The sequence below is a fragment of the Brachybacterium sp. J144 genome, assembly GCF_036321705.1.
In the GTDB taxonomy this organism is placed as follows: Bacteria; Actinomycetota; Actinomycetes; order Actinomycetales; family Dermabacteraceae; genus Brachybacterium.
In genome coordinates this window covers 33,046-54,929 of the sequence record NZ_JAZDCG010000036.1, presented here as the reverse complement: position 1 = coordinate 54,929, position 21,884 = coordinate 33,046, and the positions used below count along the sequence as shown (strand labels likewise).

At 67.5% G+C, this 21,884-nt stretch carries 25 protein-coding genes; 6 read left to right on the top strand and 19 right to left on the bottom strand.

The features are described from left to right. Positions 1–44 precede the first annotated feature (44 nt). Positions 45–1,331 (bottom strand): ISL3 family transposase, encoded by a 1,287-nt coding sequence (locus tag V1260_RS15320; protein WP_329746494.1) that lies wholly within the window; start codon positions 1,329–1,331, stop codon positions 45–47. A 287-nt stretch (positions 1,332–1,618) separates the two neighbouring features. Further along, on the bottom strand, positions 1,619–2,416 hold the full coding sequence (locus V1260_RS15315; protein ID WP_329747682.1) for an SDR family NAD(P)-dependent oxidoreductase: 798 nt from the start codon (positions 2,414–2,416) through the stop codon (positions 1,619–1,621). A gap of 53 nt (positions 2,417–2,469) precedes the next feature. On the opposite strand from V1260_RS15315, the gene V1260_RS15310 reads away from it, so the two are divergent. Beyond that, positions 2,470–2,898, top strand: coding sequence for a MarR family winged helix-turn-helix transcriptional regulator (locus V1260_RS15310; RefSeq protein WP_329747681.1), 429 nt, complete (start codon positions 2,470–2,472; stop codon positions 2,896–2,898). A gap of 441 nt (positions 2,899–3,339) precedes the next feature. Here V1260_RS15310 and V1260_RS15305 read toward each other — a convergent pair whose 3' ends face one another. From V1260_RS15305 to V1260_RS15285, 5 genes are all read right to left on the bottom strand, one after another. Further along, a complete protein-coding gene (locus V1260_RS15305) occupies positions 3,340–3,531 on the bottom strand; it encodes a hypothetical protein (RefSeq protein ID WP_329747680.1) in 192 nt (63 codons plus the stop codon). Next, complete coding sequence (locus tag V1260_RS15300; RefSeq protein ID WP_329747679.1) at positions 3,531–4,241, bottom strand: hypothetical protein; 711 nt, start codon at positions 4,239–4,241, stop codon at positions 3,531–3,533. Before V1260_RS15300 ends, V1260_RS15305 begins: the two co-directional genes overlap by 1 nt. Positions 4,242–4,262: 21 nt before the next feature. After that, a complete protein-coding gene (locus V1260_RS15295; RefSeq protein WP_329747678.1) occupies positions 4,263–4,871 on the bottom strand; it encodes a hypothetical protein in 609 nt (202 codons plus the stop codon). Beyond that, complete coding sequence (locus V1260_RS15290; RefSeq protein ID WP_329747677.1) at positions 4,868–5,584, bottom strand: hypothetical protein; 717 nt, start codon at positions 5,582–5,584, stop codon at positions 4,868–4,870. The genes V1260_RS15295 and V1260_RS15290 overlap by 4 nt, the downstream gene beginning before the upstream one ends. Positions 5,585–5,711: 127 nt before the next feature. After that, on the bottom strand, positions 5,712–6,158 hold the full coding sequence (locus V1260_RS15285; RefSeq protein ID WP_329747676.1) for an HD domain-containing protein: 447 nt from the start codon (positions 6,156–6,158) through the stop codon (positions 5,712–5,714). Positions 6,159–6,225: 67 nt separating this feature from the next. Here V1260_RS15285 and V1260_RS15280 point away from each other — a divergent pair, with 67 nt between their 5' ends. The 3 genes from V1260_RS15280 (at position 6,226) to V1260_RS15270 (ending at position 7,587) form a co-directional block, all read left to right on the top strand. Continuing rightward, positions 6,226–6,483 (top strand): helix-turn-helix transcriptional regulator, encoded by a 258-nt coding sequence (locus V1260_RS15280; RefSeq protein ID WP_329747675.1) that lies wholly within the window; start codon positions 6,226–6,228, stop codon positions 6,481–6,483. Between the two features lie 153 nt (positions 6,484–6,636). Next, positions 6,637–6,903, top strand: a complete 267-nt coding sequence (locus tag V1260_RS15275) for a glutaredoxin family protein (RefSeq protein WP_329747674.1) — start codon at positions 6,637–6,639, stop codon at positions 6,901–6,903. A gap of 96 nt (positions 6,904–6,999) precedes the next feature. Beyond that, positions 7,000–7,587 carry a helix-turn-helix transcriptional regulator gene (locus V1260_RS15270; protein WP_329747673.1) on the top strand — a complete coding sequence of 196 codons (588 nt, stop codon included), beginning with the start codon at positions 7,000–7,002 and terminating at the stop codon, positions 7,585–7,587. Here the strand turns inward: V1260_RS15270 and V1260_RS15265 are convergent. The 12 genes from V1260_RS15265 to V1260_RS15210 form a co-directional block, all read right to left on the bottom strand. Next, on the bottom strand, positions 7,575–7,847 hold the full coding sequence (locus tag V1260_RS15265) for a hypothetical protein (RefSeq protein WP_329747672.1): 273 nt from the start codon (positions 7,845–7,847) through the stop codon (positions 7,575–7,577). The genes V1260_RS15270 and V1260_RS15265 overlap by 13 nt on opposite strands. Further along, on the bottom strand, positions 7,847–8,572 hold the full coding sequence (locus tag V1260_RS15260; protein ID WP_329747671.1) for an HNH endonuclease family protein: 726 nt from the start codon (positions 8,570–8,572) through the stop codon (positions 7,847–7,849). The genes V1260_RS15265 and V1260_RS15260 overlap by 1 nt, the downstream gene beginning before the upstream one ends. Next, positions 8,569–9,150: an exonuclease domain-containing protein gene (locus V1260_RS15255; protein WP_329747670.1), complete on the bottom strand. Its 582-nt coding sequence runs from the start codon at positions 9,148–9,150 to the stop codon at positions 8,569–8,571. The genes V1260_RS15260 and V1260_RS15255 overlap by 4 nt, the downstream gene beginning before the upstream one ends. Beyond that, the gene (locus tag V1260_RS15250) at positions 9,147–11,231 is read right to left on the bottom strand and encodes a hypothetical protein (RefSeq protein ID WP_329747669.1); all 2,085 of its coding nucleotides are present in this window, start codon (positions 11,229–11,231) and stop codon (positions 9,147–9,149) included. Before V1260_RS15250 ends, V1260_RS15255 begins: the two co-directional genes overlap by 4 nt. 458 nt (positions 11,232–11,689) lie before the next feature. Further along, positions 11,690–12,250 carry a hypothetical protein gene (locus tag V1260_RS15245; RefSeq protein ID WP_329747668.1) on the bottom strand — a complete coding sequence of 187 codons (561 nt, stop codon included), beginning with the start codon at positions 12,248–12,250 and terminating at the stop codon, positions 11,690–11,692. Continuing rightward, positions 12,247–13,404, bottom strand: coding sequence for a C40 family peptidase (locus V1260_RS15240; protein WP_329747667.1), 1,158 nt, complete (start codon positions 13,402–13,404; stop codon positions 12,247–12,249). Before V1260_RS15240 ends, V1260_RS15245 begins: the two co-directional genes overlap by 4 nt. A gap of 33 nt (positions 13,405–13,437) precedes the next feature. Further along, a complete protein-coding gene (locus tag V1260_RS15235; RefSeq protein WP_329747666.1) occupies positions 13,438–15,615 on the bottom strand; it encodes a hypothetical protein in 2,178 nt (725 codons plus the stop codon). Then, positions 15,608–18,112 (bottom strand): ATP-binding protein, encoded by a 2,505-nt coding sequence (locus V1260_RS15230; RefSeq protein WP_329747665.1) that lies wholly within the window; start codon positions 18,110–18,112, stop codon positions 15,608–15,610. The genes V1260_RS15235 and V1260_RS15230 overlap by 8 nt, the downstream gene beginning before the upstream one ends. A 4-nt stretch (positions 18,113–18,116) precedes the next feature. Further along, positions 18,117–18,722, bottom strand: a complete 606-nt coding sequence (locus V1260_RS15225; RefSeq protein WP_329747664.1) for a hypothetical protein — start codon at positions 18,720–18,722, stop codon at positions 18,117–18,119. A gap of 4 nt (positions 18,723–18,726) precedes the next feature. Continuing rightward, complete coding sequence (locus V1260_RS15220; RefSeq protein WP_329747663.1) at positions 18,727–19,065, bottom strand: hypothetical protein; 339 nt, start codon at positions 19,063–19,065, stop codon at positions 18,727–18,729. Then, positions 19,062–20,072 (bottom strand): conjugal transfer protein, encoded by a 1,011-nt coding sequence (locus V1260_RS15215; RefSeq protein ID WP_329747662.1) that lies wholly within the window; start codon positions 20,070–20,072, stop codon positions 19,062–19,064. Before V1260_RS15215 ends, V1260_RS15220 begins: the two co-directional genes overlap by 4 nt. Next, positions 20,066–20,347 (bottom strand): hypothetical protein, encoded by a 282-nt coding sequence (locus V1260_RS15210; RefSeq protein WP_329747661.1) that lies wholly within the window; start codon positions 20,345–20,347, stop codon positions 20,066–20,068. The genes V1260_RS15215 and V1260_RS15210 overlap by 7 nt, the downstream gene beginning before the upstream one ends. Before the next feature lie 236 nt (positions 20,348–20,583). Here V1260_RS15210 and V1260_RS15205 point away from each other — a divergent pair, with 236 nt between their 5' ends. Then, positions 20,584–21,345: a hypothetical protein gene (locus V1260_RS15205; RefSeq protein WP_329747660.1), complete on the top strand. Its 762-nt coding sequence runs from the start codon at positions 20,584–20,586 to the stop codon at positions 21,343–21,345. Then, positions 21,345–21,746, top strand: coding sequence for a hypothetical protein (locus V1260_RS15200; RefSeq protein WP_329747659.1), 402 nt, complete (start codon positions 21,345–21,347; stop codon positions 21,744–21,746). The genes V1260_RS15205 and V1260_RS15200 overlap by 1 nt, the downstream gene beginning before the upstream one ends. Positions 21,747–21,884 lie beyond the last annotated feature (138 nt).

Sequence of the window (21,884 nt, the reverse complement as noted above, 5' to 3'; positions counted from 1 at the left end):
GGCTCTTCGCGGTTCGTGGTGAATGACCCTGCTGTGGCGGGTATTCACGCTACGGTTTTCGCGGCGCTGGTCAGCAGGATACGCATCCGGTAGTTCTCGGCGTTGCGGAAGCCACGGCCGATGCGTTTGATGTTCTTGATGCCGGTGTTCGCGGCCTCGACTCGAGCGGTGGTCGCGCCGGTGACGATGAGGACCTCGATCGCGTCCCACCAGGTCACGACGGTGTCGTAGAGCTTGGTCGCCTCGGGCATATTCGCGATCTGCACGAAGTAGCCCATCCGCATCCGTTCCTCCCAGGCCTGAGCCAGGGTGTCGGTCGCCAATAGGCGACGGAGCTGCTCCTTGATGCCCCAGGCGGCGGAGAGCTCGTCGGTGGGGTCATCGGTGCGGAACACCCTCTCCAACCGCTCCCACGCCCTCGGGGTGAGGGTGTCAGCGCCGCGCAGCAGGAGCATCCGGTGCGCCCAGGCCGGGTCATCCTTCCGACCCCGGCGACCGTGATGGGTGCGGGCTAGGCGTTGCCGCACGGCGGTGACCATGTCGTTCCCGAGCTTGACGAGGTGGAACTTGTCGACCGAGACCGCAGCGCGGGGCAGGTAGGTCCGCAGTGCTTTGCGGAACGCGGCCGAGGGATCGATGGCGACGATCTCGATCCGCTCCCGCCAGTCCTCAGAGCGCTGGGCAAGCCAGTCCCCGACGGCGGTGGAGTCCCGGCCGTCGACGACGCCGAGGACCTGTCCGGTGGTCAGGTCGACCAGGGTCGTCATCCATGGCTCGAACCGTCTCCAGGCACCTTCATCGGTGCGGAACCAGCGCACCGACCGGTAGCGGTGCTCATCGATGCCCAGGCGCGTCACTGGCACGTCCTCGGCGGCGGGGAGGACCACTGCGGCCGCCGCCAGCGCGGACTGGACCAGCCACCACGAGACGCCATGGGCCCGGGCGACCTCGGAGGCAGCCCGGCCCGAGGTGAGCACCGCGGAGACGACCTGATCCCGCAGCCGGGTCGTCGAACGCGCACGGTAAGGGACCTGATCGGTGGCTTCCCAGAACGTGCGCCGGGCGCAGGCCGGCTCGAGGCAGAACCAGCGCCGCTTGGCCCACACCACCTCCACCGCCCCGGCCACGGGGACGTCGCGCACCTTCTGGGACCGGCGGGAGTGGACCTTGGTCGCGAGCACCCCGCAGGACGGACAGCCCGGCGGCTCGATGGATTCGATCACCACTCGACGGCCTCCGTCGGGCAGGTCGATCGCGTCTGTGACGCGGTAATCGGGCAAGTTGAAGATCGTGCTCGCAGCATCACGCTGCGAACCAGTATTCTCGTGCACAGGCTCGTGGTCCTCTGAGGTGTGGATGTCTTGACAACACCCATCACAGCAGGACCACGGGCCGTTCTACGCCAGCGACGCGACGCTCTCCTTCACCACGAACCTTGAAGAGCCGGGTACGTCGGGCAGTGCGTCGCCTCCAGTTCCCGATCATTGCGAGGGCCGGCACGACGTCCACTTCCCCGGTCGGTGCCGGCGATCGCTGCCGCGGTGGCTGTCGTGTCGTACTGCTGTCGTAATGCTGTTGCCTTGGTCGTTTTAGTCGTTGACCGCAACCGGGTTCGCGTTCACCGAGAGAACGCAGCTGCGTTCTCCAGCCACTTGACGACTCGTTCGCGGGTGGCGGGTTCGTCGGCTTGTGGGTGGGGGGCGGCGGTAGTGAAACGGTCGAAGTACATGCCGGTCACTTCGTGCAGGGCGGTGTCGAGGGCGACCCGCAGGACGGCGAGGGTGCCGTCGTCCAAGGTGGAGGCGACGGGGACTCGACTCTGCCGGACCATGGTGGTTGGCATGGCGTGTGCAGGGTGGACAACGTTGATGTGCAGGCCGCGGGCGGCCAGCTCGCGGGTCGACATGACCAGGGCGAGCTTGCTGCGACAGTACGCTTCGACGCCTTCGTAGTCTCGTTCGAAGTTGAGGTCGTCGAGGGGGAGAGGCGACTGGCCGAAGGAACCAACCTGAACGATCCGGCCAGCAGGGGCCAACGAGGCCGCGAGGGAGCGCGCGATCAGATGCGGTGCGACGGCGTTGACGGCCATGCGCAGCTCCACCCCGGCGGTGTTGGTCTGACGGAGCGACGGGTCGCTGCCGCCGCCGACGGCCGCGCTGTTGATCACCAGGTCCAACGGGCCGGAGTCTGCGGCGGTGTCGCACATGTCGGCGACCTGGGCCGGATCGGCGAGGTCGCACGCAATGACGAGCGGGCCCGGGGCTTCAGCGGCATGTGCGAACCGCTTGAGGTCATCGGCTCGGTCCGTAGATCGGACAGGGAGGATGAGCCGCCAGCCGCGGCGGGTCAGGTCGAGGGCAATCTCACGGCCGATTCCTGAGCCAACGCCGGTCACAAGTGCTGTTCGAGTGTTCATAGCCTGAAGCCTATCAAGTGCTTTACATCATGCAAGGGCGATATGATTGCTGGATGGGCCTGGCTGCGAAGGATCGTCTTGGGGTCGACGTGAAGTCGACGGAGGTTGCGCTCATGGCGGCCAAGGCTGAGGCGCTGCGGCCTTTCGGTCTCTCGGTGGCGCAGTACGCGGTGCTGCTCACACTGAGGGACCATCCGGGGATCAGCGGTGCCGGCATCGCGCGGGCGTGCCTGGTCACACCGCAGGCCACAGCGGCGACGCTGAAGGTCCTGGAAGAGAAGTCCTTGTTGACCAGAGCCCTCGACGACTGGAACCGGGCCAGTCGCCCGGCGCGGCTCACCGCTGAAGGGGAACGTGTGGTTGCGGCCGCGGATGCTGCGGCCAGCGCCATCGAGCAGCGTGTGCACGACGCACTCACCTCACAGCAGCGGGCCGCCCTTCGCCACCTGCTCGGCCGTTGCCGGGAGGCGATCGAGCGCTGACCCGCTTGGCTTGCTTGCCATCCTCAATGCCACGACCGCACTGGGTGAGTTCCTGGAGGCTCATGATCGAGCCCAACAGGAGGCGCAGCAGCACAAGGAGATTGCAGCGTCGGCCCTGACCATGACCTACGGGGAGGAGCCTGAGTCAGCCTGTCGATACTGCCTGCGAAGAACTCAGCATGACCGCCCAAGCCATCGAGAGCATCGCCGCCCACCGCCGCTAGCGCCCTCTTGCGACGCGCACGTCAGCATCAGTGACGACTCTTGGTGAGCCGTCGCCCGGGTCCAGATCGGGAAGCATCGAACCATCCAGAGCCGGAAGCTCACCGGGCCCGACGACGCGCTCGGACAACGGCATCATCACGATGACGACCGCCGACGGCGGTTCCAATGACCCATCACCTCGCCCAGACGGCTCCCCGTCGCCACTCGCGTCCGCCGTCAATCGTCCGCATCCCTGCAAGCGGCCGGTGCGGATTCGCGCAAGGCGGTGAGCGCCTCGTCCAGGTGGGCTCGCCAGTCGCCTTCGGTGCCGGCCTCGTGCCAGTTCTTGAGCGCGGCGATGACCGGCCACACGATGGCGCTGGCGATCACTCGGGCTTGGGCGAAGTTCCATCGGTCGGTGCCGGCCATCACTGCAGCGATCTCGCCCTACCGATCAGACGCTCGTCACCCCGTCCCTGCCGCACTTCCGGGGTGATGTCGAAACTCACCAACACCTGACCTGCTCCAGAACTGAGCAGTGTCAAGACCGACCCCCATTCGGTGTCGGGCGAGACCTCCATAGCCAGGCCGCGATGGAACGCGCGGATCCCCTCGCGGAGCACCTCCGAGCCACGTGGGCCCAGCAGCTCCTCGAACGTCGAGGGAAGATCCTCGCGCGCGAGCTCCGCCCGCACAGATGAGCCCGATGCCAGCTTCCATCGCGAGAACGCGGGGGCCGGCGTGTGGTGGTGCTCGAACTGCAAGCTCCCGGACCACGACGAGCCGCGCGCAGGGATCGAGCCGCTCGCTGCGCCGTAGAGATCCCCGGCCGACGGCGAGATGATCCCCTCCGCGTACAGGCCGTGGAGGACCTCTCCCAGCGCGAACTGGAGCCGCTGTGCCCGGATCGCCGGGTGAGAGTCGCCCTGCACGGTCGCAGATCTCCCCTGACCATCGACCGGAACAGCCTCTCTGAGGCTCTCGGTGGTGAGGTCGTTCGCGGCGAACACGGCAGCCTCGAGCTCCCGGACCGACAGGGACGGCATCTGGCCGAGCCGCTCGAGGACGAGCGCACGCACCTCGGCAACGTCACGACCTCGGGGAGCGACAAGCTCTGCGGCCACCGGCGAGAGATTCATTCACGCAGGCTACCTCGCAGGTCAGACGGGGCGAGGCTCCGATCGGGAGCCCTTCGTGCGCAGCACGCCGACGGACTTCTGCTTGCCCTCGCGGCGCACCTTCACAACCACGTCCGACCCCGCTCGGACCGCCTTCGCCGAGATCGGAACCCCCGCCAACGCCTTCTTGGTCCCGAGGTTGATCTCGTAGGCGAGATTGTGAGCGGCCGACTTCCGGCCCTCGCTGTACCGGGCGACCTCGCGACTCTGCCCGACAGGCAGAGCGGCCAGCAGACCACGGACGTCACCGCCGGCGATGGGGCGGTCGCCCTCCGCCGTGCGGAGACCGAGCTCGGCGCTGGTGCGCTTGTCCTCCGGCGGCTGCGCCTTGAGGTCACGCAGCTCCCGGCCGCTGTACCCGCGGCCGTCCATCTTCTTGACCTCGGCGATCAGAGCCGGCACCTCGGCGGGGGGCACCTCGGTCGCCGTCCAGTCCGCGTCGTTTGTGTCCAGCTGCACCTCGAGGTCCCGCGAGTGGTGCCAGAGCTTGGTGTTGCCGAGGTAGAAGTAGACGCGATCCTCGTGGTCGACCGCCACGATCGGCCGGCTGTCCGGCTCGCAGTCCTTGGTGAACGTGTAGAACGTCGTCATCTCGCACCTCCTTCACTCCGAGTATATGCCTTTTTCCTGATCGACACATCCCCCACCAGTCCCGTTGCATCACTGTCATCCGACCGTCCTGCGGGATAGAACTCTGCGAGACCCGCGGGAGACGAGACCTTCCGTGACGCCTCGATGCACCGCCGAGCAGCTGCACGGGTGTCCGCACGGGATCGGTTGCGATCGCGCGCGATCTCGTAGTCCTCGTGGATGGATTCCTTGATCCGGACCGACTCCTCGGAGTGGAGCTGCACCTCGACGACTCGATGCTCGGGCGTGCGGGCGATGAGGTGCAGCCCCTTGTAGGAGTTGCCACTGAGGTAGGAGTCCTTGACCTCGATCGGCTCCCATCCCTTGGCTCGCAGGCTGCCGATCATGCGCTCCAGGCCCGCCGGCAGGGCCTCGTGGTGCTCGAGGGCGATCGTGTACCTCAGTGCGTCATCGGATTCGCCTCGCGCGATCGCTTCCACGTCGAGCGGGTGCCCGCTCTGCTGCCGGCTCGCCTTCCCCATTTCGTTGTCGAGCTTGCGAGCCAGGGAGTCCGGCGACTTCATGCGGAACGCGAGGCCGTGGCAGCTTCCCCCGACGTCGGCAGCTGCCGACTGCACCGCAGCAGTGACGGCCGGCTCTTCGGTGCGGACCTCCTCAAGGATCGTCATCGACCAACAGGCGGCCTCCTTGCGGTACCCGGTCGTGCGTTCCATCGTGCCCTCGTCGTCTCGCCAGACGACGTCGTCGATCCCGTCCGCCGGCGCCGGCGCGAAGTGGGCCGCCTCGTGGGAGGTGAGTCGATCGAAGTCCAAGCATCGTCGGCCCCCCTCGGCAAGGGACTTACACATCGCCCGCCCCGAGCAAGAGCTGCATGGACCGGGCGTACTTCCCGCTCAGCCGATCCCGTGTCTCGCTGTCCAGTTTCCTGATCCGCGCCGGGTCGGTGTTGTCCATGAGGTCGGCGAGCTTCACCACGCGCGCGACGGCATGACCACGGATCCGTGCGAAGTACTGCTCGACCGACATCCCCTCAACCTTCGTCACCAGCTCGACCGCCTCCAGCACCCGGGTCGGCATGCCGGCGGCAGCGAGCTCGTCGAGCGTGATCGAGGTGTCCTCGACGACGTCATGCAGCCACGCCGCAGCCACAGCATCCGCCCGCACCTCGGGGCCGGCGATCACCTCGGCCCTCTCGGCGACGCGCCTGGGGTGGTCGATGTAGGCAGCTCCCGCCTTATCGACCTGACCATCATGGGCCCGACGCGCGATCGCCTCGGCCGTCTCCACCAGCTCACTATCCACAGCAGCCTCTCCGTCCTTGTACCCAGCATTCCTGATTGATAGACCTTCTCGGATGACCGACCACGACCCGACACCTCCCGCGGCGAGCCGGCGGCGATTCATCCCTCTCGAGGAGGTCGCCGAGATGTTCTCCATCTCCCGGTCGCAGGCCTACGCCCTGGTCCGCTCCGGAGATCTCCGGGCCATCAAGGTCGGCGGCCGCGGACAGTGGCGCATCGAGCTGGCGGAGATCGACGCGTTCATCGCGCGAGCCTACGAAGAGACCGACCACGAGGCCGAAACTGTTGACACTCCGTACGATACGCTCTAGCCTGTCAACAGTAAGACGAAACCGGCAGGAAGGAGCCACCTCGCTGCCACCCCGACCAACATCTGCTGAACCAATCCCCCGCGCGGTGTCACAACAGGCGCTCTCCGCACCGGTATAGAGGTGACCACTCCCCCAACGAAGGGAACACCTCCCATGGACCCGATCCTGACCATCTACGGCAGGAAGGACTGCCGACTCCGGTGCCCGGCCGTCGTTCGTCGCGCGATCCGCAAGGGGGTCCCGTACAAGTACGTGGACCTCGACGAGCATCCCGAGGACGCCGAGCAGCTGCGGAAGCGTCTGAACGGGGAGGCCGAGCTGCCGATCTGCACCTACGGCGACGACCTCTGGACCGGAGTGCGCTTCGACAAGATCGATGCGATCTCCCCCGCCGACTCCCGACTGAAGACTGCTTCCTGACCTGTACTCTTGAAGGGCCCACTCTCCCCGGTCTTCGTTCTGACAGATGGATTCCTCTGGGAGGGTGGGCTTCTTCGTGCCATCGAGGAGATGACCATGGACCAGCTCACCCTGAGCGAGATCGGCGCCCGTCTCGGCGCCGACCCCCAGGTGCTGCGCAAGCACGCCCGTCAGCCCGGATTCCCTGAACCCACTGGGCGGCGGGGCAACGCACGCCTCTATGACCTCGACGCCGTCCAGCAGTGGGAGGACGCGCGCAAGTCCCCCGCAGGGACTTCGCAGGGCGACGAGGACCGCCTGGTGACGCTCCAGGAGGCTGCCGAGGAGCTCGGGATCTCCTACGGCTCGATCCGCACCTACCTGGGTCGCCACGAGTCGTTCCCCAAGCCCGTCCAGCGGATCTCGAACCGGCCGTACTTCCGACTCGGAGAGGTCCGCGCCTGGAACGCGCGGCGTGCCCGGCAACTGCCCACCCCCTCCGACACCGTGGTCACGGAGATCGATGGGTTGCTGACTCGAGCAGGGGTCGCCGCCGAGCTCGGCATCGAGCCCAAGTCGGTGACGAGGTACGTGGTCGGCGGCATCCCGCAGCTCCGCCCGTTCCCCGAGCCGGCGCGCACGATCGGCCGCACCCGGCTCTGGGACCGCAAGGCGATCCGCGAGTGGGGCTCTCACCGATCCTGACCGGAGCGCTTGACGGCTCCCCAGACCACGGACGCGGCGATCACCACGACGCCCACACCGATCACGATGCGAGCCATGTCCAGGCCGATGCCCGTCGACGGGATCTGGACGATCGCGTCCGAGGCGGGGACCACCACCTCGTAGGCGAGCAGCTTCTCCACGATCCAGTCCCGGACCCGCGGAAGCACGATCGGCAGCGCCACCACCGCCACGAAGGGGGCCGCCAAGATCAGGATGAGCCGATCCCACTCGCTGTCCATCACTCCGCGCTCCCTTCGCATGCCTCGAGCTCGTTCTCGAGGACGTTCTTCTCCGCCGCGGTGACCGCGAGCTCATAGGTGGACTTCACGTCGATCCACTGGACGACGTACATGCAGCGCCCCGCCTCGGGAAGCCACTCCTCCGGGCCGCTGTCTCCCTTTGACCGGTTCGCCGAGGCGTCGACGGCGACCAGGTTCGCGGGGGTGTTCGCGAACTCTTCGCGCCGGTCTTCGTCCCACTGAGCGGCGCCCTGCTGCCAGGCACGGGACAAGGGGACGATGTGGTCGATGTCGACCGTGTTCTCGCCCTTGACGAACGCGATCTCGCGGCCGGTGTAGGGATCCGCGATCCTCGCCTCCAGGACGACACAGCCGTGGGTCCCCGGCTTCGTGGTCACCTCGCCCTCCCTCGCGCCGGCGCGCAGCGTGTCGTTGCGCTGATCGCACCCGTTGCGGTCGATGTCGGCCCAGCGCTGGCCGAACGCCTCGCGCTCGTACCCAGGAGCGGCCTCGAGCTCGGCGACATCGAGTCGCGCCAGCTGCGTCGTCCCTGTCTCGAGATCAGCGGCGTCCACCTGGTCGCGCGTGACCGCAGTCGTCGACGGGCTGCCGGTGGGGAGGTCCTCGAGCAGTGCATCGACATCTCCGCCGGAGACGACGTACGCGCCGACGGCGATCGCCACGACAGCGAGGCTCCCCATCACCTTCGCGCTCGCCCGGCTCATCGCCCGGCTCCCATCAGGCTGTCCCACCAGCGCACGGTCCACAGCGCATCGCCCATCGCCGTGTGCGCGTCATGCTCACGCGGCGGTTCAGCCCCGGCACGCCGCGAGAGGTCGTAGGACGAGGACGGGATCTGCACGTGCTCGCCCCGCGCGTGCAGCACGGGGTAGCTCAGGGTGACGAGGTTGATCGTGTGATGGCGCCAGCGCGGGCGCAGACCGTGCTGGCGCAGCAGCCAGTCCATCGCGCGGGCATCGAAGTCCGGGTTGGAGCCGACGAGCTGCGTGCCCGCCGTGAACAGTTCCACGGCCGCCGCCGCGTCGTGAGCATCCATCAGGGCCAGACCGGACTGATCTGCCGCCGAGTTCCACAGCGGGTGGCGCTCGTAGAACCGGTTCACGCGCAGCGCGTCCGGCGATGCCTTGGAGAGGTCCGGCTGCCGCAGCATGATGTGCAGCCGCTCCTCCCCTGCTTCTCCACCCCGTTTGATCAGAGCGATCTCCCACGGCGTCGGAAGCGGCTCCAGCTGCGTCGTCTCGGTGTCGACGAACACCAGCGGGTGCGTGAGCTCGTAGGTCATGAGTCCTCCTCGTCGGGGTGCTCCGCAGCGCGGCGCACCATCAGTGTCTCGTCGGCATCCAGGGCGATCTCGCCAGCATCGTCGTCGTCCGTGCGCCAGGAGATCGAGATCATGCCTTCGTCCTCGAGGTCGGCGATCGCCGACTCGACGACGACCCACTCGTCATCCAGCAGGACCAGGTCGCCCTCCTGGAGGCGGTCAGAGGCCGTCGGGGTGGCCGGCTCATATCCGTCGTCCTCATCCTCGTCATCGTCGGTGACCAGGCGCAGGTGGCGATCCGGCCGCGGTACGGGCGGTGCCTCCTCTGCGTCTTCCCAGCCCATTTCCTGATCGTCGGGAACGGAGTCAAGGTCGATCACCTCGTCGGCATCAGCGGACGTTCGGAAGTGGGCCTCGACGATGGCGGCCCAGGCGGTGTAGGTCGACTTCCCGTTCTCGTCGATCCAGGTGGCGGCGTCCTCGTCGTCGATGACGATGTCGAACCGCGGGTGGGTGATCTTCGCAGGGAGGAGGCTGCGGAGGATGTCCAGGTCCCCCTTCTTCCGGTCACGTAGGGCGCGGCGCGGGTCCGGGGTCCAGTAGGACTGGGACTCCACCGGGTCGCCGTCGGCGTCCATCGCGATGCCGCGGCCGGGGATCTTCCGGGGGACGCTGGCGCCGATGTAGGGCGCGCCCCACATCATGCGGGCCCCCTCCGGGGAGAGTCGGCCGAGGCTGTGGCGGAAGCCGAGGTTGTCTCGGACCTCGCCGGAGAGGATCTCGGCATCTGGTCGCTGGAGGCCGAACAGGAGATGGATCTTCGCGCTGCGGGCCTTGCGGGCGAGGGAGCCGATCATCCCGAAGATGGGGCACTTGGACGGGCCGCCCTTGGGCTTGTTCTCAGCCCACCAGTGGGTGATGGCGCTGCGCAGGTCCGTGTACTCGTCGAGGACCAGGAGCAGCGGCTCGAAGTCACGCTCGTCCTGCCCGGCGACGATCTGGGCGTAGCGCTTCTCCATCAGGTCCCAGGCGCGCACGATGAGCGCCATCTGCTCCTCGACCGTGACGGCGATCGCCTGCACGTTGGGCCACTTCCGCATCCCGATGAACTCGATCTGCTTGGGGTCGGCGATCCAGGCAGCCCAGTCGCGCTTCGTCCATTCTGTGACGATCCCCAAGATGTCGACGGTCTTTCCTGTTCCCGTCTTACCCGTCGTGAGTCCGTGAGGAACCGTTGATTTCAGATCCCAGACGGTGGTGACGCCATCCTCGGTCACGCCTGTCGGAATCAGATACCGATTTGCATCGGTGATCACTGGGGCAGGATGCACGACGCCTCCCTCGGGGATTGAGGGTCGGATCTCGAAGTGGGCGCGTGCGGGAGTGCTCTCAATGTCCCACCGTGCACGCCACCGCCCCGGAAGCATCGCGGTGATGACTCTCTCGATCTGCTGGCGCTTCATTCTGCTGTGGAGCTTCACAGCGATCTCATCGGGAATCGTGACATCGATCCCCTCCAGATCCTCCCCGCTCCACTGGTATGTGGCCTTCGACTGCTTCCCGAGCATCTCGGTCACCGTCACAGCTGCACGCTGGTGGAGCTGAGCCCTCGGAGAGTCGTCGAGCTCGTCCTCCTCCTGCTCCTTGATGCCGAGCACGATCACCTTGCGCTCACTGCGGTGCGACTCCATGGCGTATTCGACCCCGACACGCGAGTCCACGGTTGCCAGGAGCTGCTGGAGCCACTTGGGGTCGAAGTCCCGGGCGCCGGCGGAGTAGGTGATCTTGATGCGTCCGGGGCGGGGATGGATGAATGCCTTGGGCGCCCATCGCGTGCACTTCACGGCCAGGGTCGGCCCGAGGAGGGGTGCCAGGGCCTCGGTGAGGTCTTCGCGGACGGCGCGGTGCTTGGCCGATCGCCATCGGGCGAACCCGACGAGGGCCAGGGGCGGGATGGCGCAGGCGACGATGCTGGCCGTCGGGACGTCTGTGAGCATGAGGGCGCCGCCGCCGATGATCCCTCCCCCGGCGATCACCCCCGGAGGGATCCCGGGACGTGCGGGGGCTGAGCCGCGCCGCTGTGCGACAGCTGCTTGTGCCATGAGAGGCCTCTCCGTTCGCGATCGGTACTCACCCCTATATCGGTGCCCGGAGGGCGCCGTTGTGACACCGCGGAGCTCACGGGAGCTCCTGAGGGGCGCCCGGGGTCGAGGATCCGGGGTCTCGGTCTTCCGGGTTCTCGTGCTGCCGTGCTTCCGCGTTCCCGTGCTCTCGGGTTCTCGTGCTGCCGTGCTCTCGGCCTCTCGGGTTCTCGTAGATTCGTACTTTCGTTTGGTCGTACGTGATAGGCTCAGCGCGCGACGCCCGACGAAGGAGGGAAGGAGCGCGCTGGACCTCCCACGACTCCCTCACTCCAGCTGGTTTTCCGTCGACGGACAACCTCCATGGGCCCCGCCTCCTGGCGGGTGCAGCGGGTGGGGCGGGCGCCACAGCACACGAAGGGCCCTGCCCGTCTGTGGCGACGGGCAGGGCCCAGGATGCAGCGCTGCGGCGCAGCCGTTCAGTCCTCCGAGATGGCTGTGGTCGCCCACGAGCTATCCCCGCTGCTGCGCGTCACCGTCAGCGTGAGGGAGCCGGCATCGGTGGGGATCTGGACAGTCGCGGTGGTCATGGTCGCCTGCGCGATGCTCGGCTCACCGGTCACTGCGGTCGCCTCGACGCGGTATCCCCAGGTGCGGCCGTCGTAGGCCGGGTGAGCGACAGGAGCCATCGTGTCGAGGAGCTGCTCGTTCCATTCCCCCTGGTCGAGGGTCTTGCCCTGTACCCAGATCTCGGCGGTGGCGAGGGCAGCGGCGGCGGCGCCGTCCTTCGCCTTCTGGTCCGCGGCTGCATTCTCGAGCGAGTCGTCATGCCCTGCTTCTTGCCCTGCTTCTTCTCCCTGGTCAGAAGGGGTGGCGTAGAGCTCAGGCTCCTTCGTGGGGGTAGCGGAGGAGGCCGCGGCCGCGGGGGTCTCCCGAGACGTTGACCCGAGCTCTCGTTCTCCGCCGTTGCGCCCCGCGAACAGGGCGAAGCCGATAATCGCGGCCATCACCAGGAGGACGGCGACCCCGCGCCGGCTCATGCTCCCGCCCCTGCCGCGGCGGCCGTGGGCCGGGCGATGCCGACGAGCTGCGCGCCCTCGAGGCGGGCGCTGCTGATCGTCGGTCCGTTCTTCGAGCGGGAGGACTCGATCATCTGACCGTCACCGATGTACATCCCCACGTGGGAGACAGCGTTGGGGTCCCCCTTGGGCCCCCGTCTGCCCCAGGCCTCGAAGATGAGGTCCCCTGGCTGGATCTGGTCCACACTCACCCGGGAGGCGGCGAGGTTGTTCCACTGGTCCTGTGCGCTGCGGCCGATGTCGACGTTGGCGCCGCTCTTCCAGGCGTACGAGGTGAATGCCGAGCAGTCGATCGCTCCGCCGGTGGGGCCGTTCTGGTCGCCGGATCCCAGCCCGTAGTTGAGGTCCTGCGAGAGGAGACCCTTCGCCGTCTCGATGACGGTCTCGACGTTGCCGTTCACGGCTCCGCCGTCCGCGCAGCCGCCGGTCGCGTCGGTGGAGGAGAGGTCGACGTCGACTCCGGACAGAGCATTCAGGAGCCGGTTGGCGTCGTCGGTGTGCTTTGCATATTCTCCGCGGTACCGCTCGGCGGGACGCTGCACTTCTGAGGCCGCAATCGTGGGAGCCATCGCCTCCCACCCCTTAATATCCTTCAACCCCGGGATATGACCATAGCCGCTGCCACCTCCGACAGATCCGTAATCTCCCGGGTTTTGCGCTGTCACTCCTTCGAAAAAGACCTTGGCGGAGTACGCGGTGTCGTTGACCATTTCAAGGCTTCCGTACCATCCGTCATATGTCCTCTGCTGGAACACTCCGGCGTCACCATCAACATTTGGGAGCTTCGAACTTGGATCGTCGCCGAGGTCGCTTTCCTGCATCCCCGTGATGATGCCGATGAGCTGAGCCCGCCGATCGAGCCCCGCGTCCTTCGCAGCCTGGGCGATGATCGCCGCGTTCTTCACCTGGTTGCTCGAGAACCCGTCGACGACGGGGAGATCACCGACGGCGATGGCTGGCGCCGCCCCCGAGGAGCATGTCGAAGTCGAGGCCGACGATGATGCCGCCTGGACGGAGATCCCAGTGAAGTGCATGAACATCACCGCCGTCCCTCCGACGACACCGGCGAGCAGCACCAGGCCTACGACGAGGATCGTGGCGATCGTCTTCTTCATCTTGCTGTTCCTTCCTCGACTTCTCGGCGACGGTCAGGCGGCGCCCTTGCCGGCTGTGCGAGCTCGAGCACGGTCCCGCAAGGGGCGTGGGACCGGGCGTGGCCGGTGGGACGCAGTCGCTGCACGGCGGGCGCGCATCTTCGTGTTCAGGCGATCCCTGGCGGTGCTGTTCGTGTTGGCTGCGGTCGGCCCGGTGGGCGCCGGCTGTCGGCCTGCCCCGCTCGGTGCAGGTGCGGTCTTCCCCGACGCCGTCTGCTGCGAAGCGGCCCCCGTCGCGCGGCGAGGTGCTTCGGCGGTGTCGGATCCTGGAGTGCGCGTACGGCGGTCCTGAGACGGCGACGGGCGACGGGAGCTTCTCGGCGAAGGATGCTGCTCCTCCGCAGGGCGGTGGTGCCCATCGCTTCGGCGCTGCGGTCTGCGACCCTGGCGCGGGGTCGCCGCGTCCACCCCGGCGCGGTCAGCGGCACGCAGCTCCGCGTCCCGGGTGGCGCCGCCCCAGGTCCAGAACCTGCCCTGCTGGCGGCGCTCCGCCCGCTGCTCGCGACGCTCGACCCGGCGGGCCTCCTTCTTCCGCCACTTCGCCTCGGCCGACCGATGTGCGATGCCGTGGAGCAGCTTGTGGCTGCTCTTGTCGTGGATCCCGGCGCGGTGGAGCATCCCGCTGCCCAACCGTGCGGCCATGAAGCCCGGACGTGTGACATGCCGAGTCCCGGCGCGGACGGGGGCGGTGGCGACGTTCCCAGCACTCCGCCCCAGTGCGGCGGCACCGTGCTTGACGCGGGATCCCAGCTGACCAGCCCCCTGCGCGAGCTTGCTGCCGGCGCGGGATGCTGCTCCCGCAGCTAGGCCTCCTCCGACGTGATGCCGGGCGCTGAGCTGCTTGGGCACGGGCACGTTCTTCGACTGTGCTCGGGCGCGCTCGCGCATCCGGTTCAGGGCCTTGCGCAGCTTCTTGCGCTGCTGGAAGATCACCGCGATCACGACGATCAGGACGAGGTCGACGATGAGGAAGAGAACGATCATGTTCTCCTCCCACTTGGTGAAGAAGTACTGGACCGTGGCGAGGTAGAGCCCGCTGATCAGCACGACGGCCATCAGCGCGAGGAACGACTCGAGCAGGTTGATCGCGATCCCGAGGAACCCCCGGTAGGAACCGCCGGGGCCGACACCACGGAACAGCTCCCACACCGCCTGCACGCCGGCGATGAGCATGTTGGCGACCTCGTAGATGATGATCATCGAGCAGACGACGGCGATCGTGAGCAGGACCGCGATGCCCACCAGGATGATCAGCGTCGTCACCAGGGTCACGGACGAGGGGTTCTTGATCGTCGCCCCGAAGTCGGGGGAGCAGGCGAGCATCGCGTTGGCCAGGTCCTCGCCCGACTTCGTGAGGTTCTCGTTGTAGGTGGCTTCGCACCCTCCCCCGTCGGCGAGCCCCCCGTAGGCGATGAACTGGTGTGGTGCCCGCACGAAGATCGACACGATCTGCTGTCCCATCGTGCCGGATGCCTCCGAGGCCTCGACCTCGCCGATGGCGGCGTCGGGGTTCATCAGCTGGGCGCTGAACTGCTGCGCGGCCTCCTTCGTTCGCGTGAGGAGCCCGGTCGGTCCGGTCAGCCAGGCGACGGGGTTGGTCACGATCGCCGCGCTGATCCCCCACAGGACGAAGCTGCCGAACATGTCGGTGAGGCCGCGGGCCTGCTGACCGACGTACATGCGGACGATGCCCACGACGCAGGCGAGGAAGATCAGGAGCTCACGAACCATCGGGAGCTGATCGAGAACCCCGTCGAGCACCTCGGCGGTCTGCTCGATGGGGTAGATGAGGTAGGTGATCCACCCGAACCCGAGAGTGAGGTCGATGAGCAGCGCCACCGCCCCGACGCCGTACCGGCATGCGTCCCACAGGAACCCGACGGTCCCCGCGGTCATGGACTGCATCGGGTACTTCGTGTTGAGCAGGTCGAGGAGGAACTCGATGTTGTAGTTGCTGATCGAGTACCCGTTCCCGTCTGCGCGATCCAGCGCCTCGAGCGGGTTCGGCGGGGCTGCCAGCGCCGGCGGGGCCGCCACGAACATCAGCACGTAGGCGATGAACGCGATCTCCAGCCACATCACCAGACGAGGGCGAGCGAGGATCGCGCGCACCAGGTTCGGCAGGTAGCACGGGAAGAACGCGAGCTGGATCCGCGTCTGCACCTCACGCATCGGTGACTCCCGCGTGAGGTGTCGTGCTGGCCGCCTCCCGAGAGGCAGCTCCGGCCGGCATCAGGGTTCGGACTCGTCCGATCGTGCCGGTCGCGTCCCGCATCCACGCCTCGCCCCGGCGCTCCGGGGGCACCTCGTTACCGACCTGCGGCGACGTGTTGGTCTGGAGCTCCTTGACGAGCTCCTCGTCCTCAGCATCCAGACCCAGCCAGCGCAGTGACCGCTTGGCCAGGGCCTCGTCCTCCTGCCGGTGGACGATCCTGATCGGGATCAGCCCTCTCATGGTCTCGTCGCCGAAATCATGTTCGGGATCGTGGCTGCCGAGGATGAGCGCGGCGTTGTGCTTGCGCCCGTCGCGGATGAACAGGGTCAGGTCGGCGACCGAGAGGTCGTTCGAGGTGACCATGTGGGCCTCGTCCTCGAAGTACGCGGCGAACCTGCTCTGATCGTCGAAGCAGATCATCCTGGCCAGGCTCGAGATCAGGGTGTAGATCGCGCGGCCGAACCGCTTCTCGATCCTCATGACCTTGTACAGGTGGGCGTTCTGGAGCTCGGTGGTCTTGGGGACCTCGATCCGGTTGGTGCGGATCACGATCGCCGACGACGTCTTCCAGGGCAGCGGGGGCAGCTCGTCGTCGAACAGCGCCCGCGCGAAGTCCTTCTTGGCGTAGACGGCCATCTGGCCCGACAGCTTCTTGGCCTCGTCCTGATCGTCCTGCTTCCCGAGCTGCGTGAGGTGCGCGAGCAGGGCCCCCAGACCGGTGATGTTGTGGTCGTGGAGGTACTCCGGTGTGAGCACCTCGCCGAGGAGCACGCCTTCACCCGAGGTGGGGTCGAGGTCCAGCAGCGTGATGAGGAAGTTCGATGCGATCGTCGCCCCGCGGGAGGCGTCGAAAGCACGGAGGGGGTCGAGGGAGAAGACGGGCTCGGTCATGTCGATGACGGTGGGGCTCGTCAGGGTCTGCACGAAGGTCACCCACTCCCCGATCTCGGATCGATCGGTGGCGATGATCTGGCCACCGTCGCGATCGACGATCGACTTCATGAGGATCTTCATGGTCATGGACTTCCCGGAGCCGAGCTCTCCGGTGACGCCCACACACGCAGACTTGTTGCGCAGCTTCGGCATGTTCGGAAGGTCCAGGTGGACATAGGAGAGCAGCGCGCTGGTCTGGTTCTCGGCGAAGAGAGCGCCGGTCGCGTCTCCGAGCGTCGAGGCCGTGATCGGGACGAGTCCTGCCAGATCCCGGCTGGTGACGATCTGCGCGTACTCGTTGATCTTCGGTGTCAGGGCGCTCCCGGGGACGAAGGACCACCACATCTCCTGCTGGTATCCCGCGGGGAACCCGACCGAGAACCCCTCGTCCTGGAGGACCTTCACGGCGGTGCGCGAGCGTTGGACGACGTCCGGAGCGCTGTCGGAGCAGACCGCGAAGATGACGATGGGCTGGATCTCGACCTCGTTGGGGTCGGAGGCGAGGGCCTGGTCGTACGCGGTGACGGCCTCCACCGCGGCGTCGAGATCGTGCAGCCCGGTGCCGACCTCGTGCTCTCGTTGGTCGAGCTGGTCGTTGATCCGGCTCATGGCGGTCGCGTTGGCGCGCTTGGCGTTGTCGGAGGATCGGGTGCGCATCCGCATCACCCAGTCGGCGCCCGGGATGTAGTTGTCGACGTCCCCGAGGATCTCCGATCCCGGCCAGAGCAGCCCTCCGTCGGGCATGCCGGTCAACGAGAACATCGCCTGGTAGGAGGCCATCCCCTCGGCGAACATGCCCTCGTCGCCGATCTTGACGTAGCGGTGCGCGAACGGGTTCAGCTTGGCGACGCGTCCCTTCTCGTCGGACTGTCCGCCCTCGTCGATGATCGGCTCCCCGACGTGCCGCACCTGCGTCACGGCCTCGAGGTCCTCCCGGGAGTACGCGGTCGCGTCGAAGCCCCGGTACATCAGGTGATAGTCGAGCCACACCTGCTGCGCCACACTGGCGCGCTGCGGTGCGAAGGTTCGAGGGATCATCGCCTCGATGCGGGCAGCCTGCTCCCCTCGGTACTTCAGCTCGTCCTTGGAGACGCCGTGGTGGGGGAGCCCCAGCTTCACCTTCATCCGCTGCACGCCGGCCTGGGCGGGGAGCGTGAACTTCCGGAGTCCCGAGTTCGGCAGCGGGACGGCGAGGAAGTACAGCCGGTCCCCGGCCTCGGTGCCCTCGAGGTCGTCCAGCCTGGCCTCGGCTTCTACGGCCCATGCCTCTCGGTCCTCGAGGTCGATGCCGTCGATCATGCGCTGCACGACGGAGACGGGATCCTGTGCGACGACGACGCTCAGGAGCATCGATTCTCCGGTGAGGACGCGGAACATGGCCTGGTGGGCCAGCCGCGCGGCGTTCTTCTCCCGGTGAGGGCGCATGCCGTAGCTCATGCCCTGGAGCTGCCAGATCGCCCAGCAGGTGCCCTGCCGGGTCCACATGAGATGCCCTGCTCGGATGGATGCGGGGTGAAGCATCGGATTACCTCCGTTGTGCGGATGCTGCGAGGATCTGCTGCACCTCGGTCAGCTGGTGAGGAGTCGGCTGCTCTCTGGGTACGTCCGGCGCCGGGTCATCACGCTCCGGCGGCAGGACGCCTGCGAGCACCAGGGCCCGGTCCTCGACGACGGCCGGAGAGGTGATCTGCTCGGCGGGGTCCTCGTCGAGGGAGCGGCTGGCGCTGTCCCATGCGGCGTTGGTCGGCGTGGAGCCGCGGTGTCGGATCCTGCGCTTGCCGCCCAGCGCGATGTGGGTGCCGGCCTGCGTACCCCAGGAGGGGGCTGTTCCGTAGCCGATGACGCCGGTCACGAGCATCAGCGGGTTGCGGCCCTTGAAGGGGATGCGGCCCGCTGCCACAGCACAACCGGCCGCGACCGCGACGAGCACCACCCACGCGAAGATCGGGATCCACCCCTGCGCCCAGAGCCACATCGTCTCCTTGCCGATCCAGGCTGCTGCGACGAAGACGACGCCCTGGGTGAGGGTGTAGGGGCCGAAGGGGATCTTGAAGTCACCGAGCTTCCCGAGCATGACGGGGATCTTCCGTGCCCGGGTGTAGAAGCGGACGATGACCTGCTGCTCGGCCATGACGTCAGATCACGAGGTCGTCGGCCGGGGTCTCGATCTCCTGCGAGACGCTGGCGGCGTTGAGGTTCCCGAACTCGTCGCCGAACAGCTCCTTGACCGAGTCCACCTGGCTGAGGAAGCCCAGCGCGACGGCGACCATCAGGATGCTGACCACGAGCGAAGCGGTCGAGAACTTCGACTTGACGTAGTTCCACAGAGCGCCGACGAAGATGATGCCGCTGATCGCGGTGAGTGCCGTCGACTTGGCGTCCGCAGCGAGACCGTCGATGGCGTCGAAGATGCCTGCGGCCTGGAGGGTGCCGTCGGAGTAGACGGTGCCGGCGGCGATGATGAGGTCGTTCATGACTGGTCTCCTTCGGTGGGGGTGGGAGTACTGCTGGTGGGGTTGATCGCTGAGACCTCCCAGCGATCGCGCCAGCGCAGATCGACCGTGTAGCCGAGCTGGGTGACGCTGCCGTCCGCCGTGGTGGCAGAGACGGTGATCTGGGTGCGCAGGATGTCTCCCTCGGCCGGGTCGGCGGGGATCTCCTGACTCGTGCGGATGGAGGGGACCGACGCCTCGGCGTAGGGGACCGGCGTGATAGCGGTGATGGCCGTTCCCGGGGCTGTCAGAGGGGCGGTCTCGCCCTGTCCCGCGAGGTACGCCTGCGCGAACGCGGTGAGGGTGCCTTCGACCGCCGAATCGGAAACTCGATCGCCGGGGGCGACGGCGAGGTCTCCTCGACCCGGGGTGGCCACCATCGAGGGCAGGCCCGCGGCCGCGATCGACCCGGTCTCGTCCGTGATGACCGGCAGCTGCCAGTACTGCTGCGTGGCCGGCTGCTCCGCGGTCGCCGGACGCTCGACGGTGACCGTGACGACCCATGTGCCAGCGTCGACCTGGACGGCTTCCCCGGGGGTCACCTCGCCGATCTCGACCGGCTCAGAGGGCAGCGAGATCGTGGTGTCGACGCCCTGCGCGAGGAGCGCGGCGATCTGATCCTCCTGATCTCGTGAACCGCTGAGGTAGAGATCGACGAAGTTCGATGCGAAAGCGGAAACCCGCTGGGATTGTCCGGCGTCCTGCACCTCGATCGCTGCCACTTCCGGAGCCGCGTCGTTTCCGAGCACGTTCGCACCGAGAGCGAGAACTCCAGCACCACAGAACACCCAGATGATTCCTGTCGCAGCTGCCGATTTGAAGCGGTCCCCCGCTGTCCAGGCGTGGGCGATATCCGGCTCGTCGGTCTTGTTCTTGCGCAGCTTCCGTGAGGGCGTAGGCGTCTCCTCAGCAACCTCCTCCTCAGAGGAGGTCTCGATCGGATCGGCGTCAGCAGGAGCGCGGTGGCGCTTCGGGATAAGGGTCAGCACGGGTCCTCCTCGGGGAAGGGGATGCGGGGGGAGCCACCCAAGCCGACCCCCGCACCCCCGCTCTGGGCCACCGTGGCGAGGAGGGCGATGTCGGATCGCATCGCCTGCTCCTCCTCGGGGCAGACCCCGGCGCGCACCGAGGCCCACGCCGTCTCGTTGAGCGGGTCGGCCAGCAGTACGGACAGCAGGGACCGCAGCTTCTGCCGGCGGCGGTGGACCGCTCCCACGGCACTCACGGCCGCACGAGAGGCATCGAGCTCGAGGGTGGCGGTCATCGGGGTCTCCTCTTCTTCGGTGGTCACCCCTATATCGCTGAGCCGGACCCCGGTTTGTGACAGCACCGGTCGATCTTTTTCTGGTCCCCCCGCACCACCCGAAGCTGTGCGGCCCTGACCTGCACGTTTACCGGGGGCAAGAAACTCGTTGTTCTCGAGTCCCCTGGGGGCAAGATCCAGGGCAAGAGCTCCTCACCAGCGTGAAGCCATCTGATCGCCTCACCGCAGGAGCCACCATGACTGCCGATCCCACGCTCGACGACATCACCGCCGGTCTCGCGGACGACCTCGCCGCCATCCTTGACGAGCCGCTGACGGCTCCGGTCGAGTCAGCCCACACCGTTCGAGGCCTCTTCGAGCTCCTCGCGCGCCGTGAGTACGCGACCAACGACCGGGTGCTGCACACGCTGCTCTCCCGACTCGACGACGACCCCCAGGCCCGTCGGCTGCTGCTGCACGCGATGCGGCCGGCACTGTGCTCCGTGGCCCTCAAGCACTTCCACGCGAGTGCGCTGCCAATGAGCACTGCGGACGCGTTCTGCGCCGTCGTCGACGCGTTCTACGACGTTCTCGACCGCCCCCACATCCGTGCTCGCACGCAGCGGGTCGCCGTCCGGATCGTCAGCCAGCTCAGTGACGAGCTCAAGCGTCCCTCCGCACTCGACTTCCATCGCAGCACCGATTCTTGGGACAACATGGTTGTGCTCGAAGGTGCAATGCATTCCGAGCAGTCCCATGCGCCCGAAATGAAGACCGCCCACCGTAGCCAGCTCGACCTCCTGGAAGGGCTCGCCTGGGCCCGTGACCACGAAGTGATCACGCTCGAGGAAGCTCGATTTCTCATCTCCGTGTATTCACCGGACACGGGTCTTGAGGAGACCGGGAACCGTGCTCCTGCGGCAGTCCGCCAGCGCGCCCGGCGTCTGGCAAAGAGGATCGCCGAGGCCTTCATGCAGGACGCCGATCTCCTGCCCGAGCTCTCCAGCGAGGTGGCCTGATGGCCTCGCACGGGACGAGAGCTCGTTACCAGGCGGGCTGTCCGTGCTCCTCGTGCCGCGCAGCCAACGCGGCCTACGACCGGGCTCTGCGCCGGGGAGAACGCGCTCACGGCACTGCCAAGGCCTACCGCGAGGGCTGCCCCTGCGACGACTGCGCGGCGGCGTACACGCAGTGGGCGCAGCAGGCGCCCGAACCCAAGAGGATCTCGCGCTCCGAGGTCACCCATCGGCTCGACGAGATGGAGCACCTCATCGCCGGCAGCGTCTGGCCTCCTCACGCCGCCCACCGCGTCGGCTGGTCCCTCGAGACCGCCGAGCGCGCCGCCGCTCGACACGGTCGCCACGACCTCGCCGCCCGCCTCGCTGCCGCCCGCCGGCAGCACCTCAGCCCCAGCGCCTAGGAGGAACACCCATGCCGCGCACCTCGACTCCGCAGCAACCTCACGACGACCCACCGCAGATCTCCAACACCGACGCCCCGCCTGACGATTCCCCATCTCCTCACCCCGACCAACTGGACCTGTTCGACCTCCTGGAAG